This is a genomic window from Asaia sp. SF2.1 (assembly GCF_000505765.1).
GTDB classification, from domain to species: Bacteria; Pseudomonadota; Alphaproteobacteria; order Acetobacterales; family Acetobacteraceae; genus Asaia; species Asaia bogorensis.
Window position 1 is genome coordinate 1 of record NZ_AYXS01000037.1, and the last position, 3,053, is coordinate 3,053.

At 53.4% G+C, this 3,053-nt stretch carries 1 protein-coding gene; it reads right to left on the reverse strand.

The features are described from left to right. Positions 1–260: 260 nt before the first annotated feature. Positions 261–2,537 carry a TonB-dependent receptor gene (locus P792_RS32160; protein WP_023979454.1) on the reverse strand — a complete coding sequence of 759 codons (2,277 nt, stop codon included), beginning with the start codon at positions 2,535–2,537 and terminating at the stop codon, positions 261–263. Positions 2,538–3,053 lie beyond the last annotated feature (516 nt).

Genomic DNA, 3,053 nt, shown 5'->3' on the forward strand with positions numbered 1-3,053 from the left:
CCTTCCATAACCTATTCAATTTTCAAAGAACCCCGCCTAACCCACTGATCTTACTCAGTCTTCCAGGCAGTCACCGCGGCGTGTTCCGCTGCGGTGAACGGGCTTTTAGACCCCACACACACCACCGTCAACACATAATTTCAAAAAAATGACAGCATGCCGTGAAAAACTCTCTGTGTGGTCAAACTTCCCGCAGTACGCCTCACAAAAGAAAAGGGGGCCCGAGCCCCCTCCCCTCTTGCGAAACACGATCGCTTTATTCAAAAATCGACGCTTGCCGTACCACCCACGAAGAAAGGTGACGCGACGTAGTAAGTTGTGCTTCCGGCAGACAATTTGTGCCCATACACCCCGGTCGTTGCCTTGCCGTTCGCGGCAGTGCCATTCACGAAGCCAAGATAGTGGTTGTTCGTGATGTTCTGCAGGTTGAGCTGAAGGACCGGGTTCTTCATGAAGCCGAAATTGTGGAAGCGATATCCGGCATGGACGTTCATCGTCACATAGCTTGGGATCGACGTGTCATTATTGAACGTCGCATACTGCTTCCCGACATATTTGAGGTTGAAGCCGCTGAACAGGTGTCCATCGTCATAGTCGAGGTTGAAGGCCACCTGCTGCTTGGGCGTCTGGGGTGCAAACTTGCCCTTGCTGAACACGTAGTCACCGCTGCTGCCAGCCGCGACATTGCTGTCCGTCCGGGCGTTGATGTACTCGGCCGAGACATAGGGACGCAGATGATAAAGGATCGGGCGCGTACCGATTTCGAAATCAACGCCATCAGCGTGCGATCCACCGCCGTTAATGCTCTGTGAGTAGTAGGACCCGTTGGGCAGCACTACTGTCTGGGTATAGAGGCGGTTCGTGAAATTGTAGTGGAAATAGGTCAGTGTGCTGTTGAAAAGGCTTCCCTGGTAGCGCACGCCGGCTTCTTCCGAAATCGAGATTTCCGGCTTTTGGTTCGGGTTCGCCTTTGTGCTGTAGCCCACGCCCTTGGTGTAGGTGCCAGCGTCATAAAGCGATGTGTTCATCGGGATGCGGAAATTGGTCGTCCCGGAGGCAAAAAGCTGGAACTGGTCATTCAGCTTGTAGCGAATGGACGCGGCTGGCAGAGGCTCGTTCCAGCTTCCGTTGATATAGGGACCTGTCGATGTGTCAGGCAGATAGTTCTGCCCCTGGCGGGTGATCATTGCATATTTCAGGCCGCCCTCGATGGTGAGGCGATTGTTCAGCAATGAGAGCGAGTCATCGATGAAGAGCGTGTGAATACGCGTCTGCGTCAGCGTGTCACGGTATTGAGCAGTCGTGCCGTTGGAAAGCACGAGGTTCGGGCCGCCACCATATTCATCCAGCGGTGCGCCGGTCGCGGGATCGACAAGACTATAAGGCGCCGTCTGGATCTGCTTGGAATACTCGAACCAGTAACCAATCATCAGACGGTTGGCCCCGGTATGCAGAGCCAGCTTTGTGACGGCACCCGGGCGATAAGTCTGTGTGTTGGACGGGTTATAAAGGAGCAGGCTTTTTGTGTTCGATGGGTTGTATGGACCGATCGAGCCGCTCAGAGACTGCGAACCATATTGCTGGCTCGTCAGGCTTTCATTATAGGCACCGCCGCCATTACCATTGCCATACCAAAAATACGGTGTTTCCGTCAGCGTCAGGTTGTCCGTCAGCGTAAATGTGGACGGCGCGCTGGCATAGATGTTCGTGAACGGGTTCTGATGCAGCTTGTAATAATTGGCGCTCGGACTTTTCGGATTCCACTTGGAGTCATACGTGTAGGATGTACCGTATTTCTGCCAGTTCGCGAGACTCATGGACGGGAAGAGCGTGCTATCGCTTTGGTTGCCGACAATCGCCAGCGCGATACGATTGCCCTGCCCCCATTCGTTCACCCATTTGGTCTCGCCGTGCAGCTTCTTCTGCGCACCCGGACCACGCCATGAATCCTCATGAGCAGCCGAAAATGAGATATAGCCCTTGAGATGCGTGTTGCCGATGCGACCAGTATCCACGCGGCCAAAGATGCGGCGGGCATTATAGCTGCCATACGTACCGTCGAGATGGCCGCTAAATTTTTCAGTCGGGTCCAGCAGATACATATTTACAGCACCGCCCGAGGCGCTGATGTGGGGGCTGTCGAGATCTGCCGAGCCCTGCTCCACATTGATCGTGCGCAAATTCTCTGAATCAACGATTTCCTGAGGGTAGACGGCGTAGTTGCCGATATCGTTGATGGGGAAACCTTCAAGCGTGAAGCCAATCTGGCTGGCATTCAGACCACGCAACGTCAGGTTACCGCCGTTCAGGCCAAGGGGGTCAACCGAGGTGGTATTGACGCCGGGCAGCGAGGCGATGAGCTGCATCGGGTTGAGACCGGGCGTCTGTTTGGCGATAAACTCCTGCGTGACGGTCGAACGTGACTTCGCCGCGTCCTCATGCACCATGAGGCCGCCCCCCGCAGACGTGTGACGGCTCGCCCGTACCTGGACGGTTTCACTGCGTGCCGCATCCGCAGGAGACGTCGAACCCATCATGGACGGCCCAGAATCCGTACTCTGCGCGGTTTTAGACGAGGCCGTCTTACGACCGGTCTGGCTTTGCTCGGCCTGAGCGGCAGAGACACTCAACGCGAGGACGGATGTCGCACATAAAAAATAGCGGGCGTTAAAGCGCATCATACTTCCCGGAACACATACTGGATTATTAACGAACATAGATCGTTACGTTAATGTTCCTATCACAACGCATTGCGGTCGCGGGATGAAAATTTGATGACGATACGAAATATTAAAATCGTTTTATAAGAGTTACATGGGGTATCATTACGATACAATACAGACCGTCCGGCGCGACGCCATTATGTCGATACGAGTAGTTTTATAAGTTTAAGAAATGGTAACTTATATTTACGATTCTGTATTTGTTAATTTCGATGAAGTTTACTACTATATAGGTCTAATCATACGATAATTATTTCGATAACCACGTTCATGTGGGCGCCACCTCACACGAACAACGCCGAAGCCGCCCTCGTCGCGCGATATCAATAC

What these genes read in the sequence shown, in the direction of transcription:
- P792_RS32160 (WP_023979454.1), bottom strand. Translation starts at nt 2,537, where the DNA reads ATGATGGGTTCGACGTCTCCTGCGGATGCGGCACGCAGTGAAACCGTC.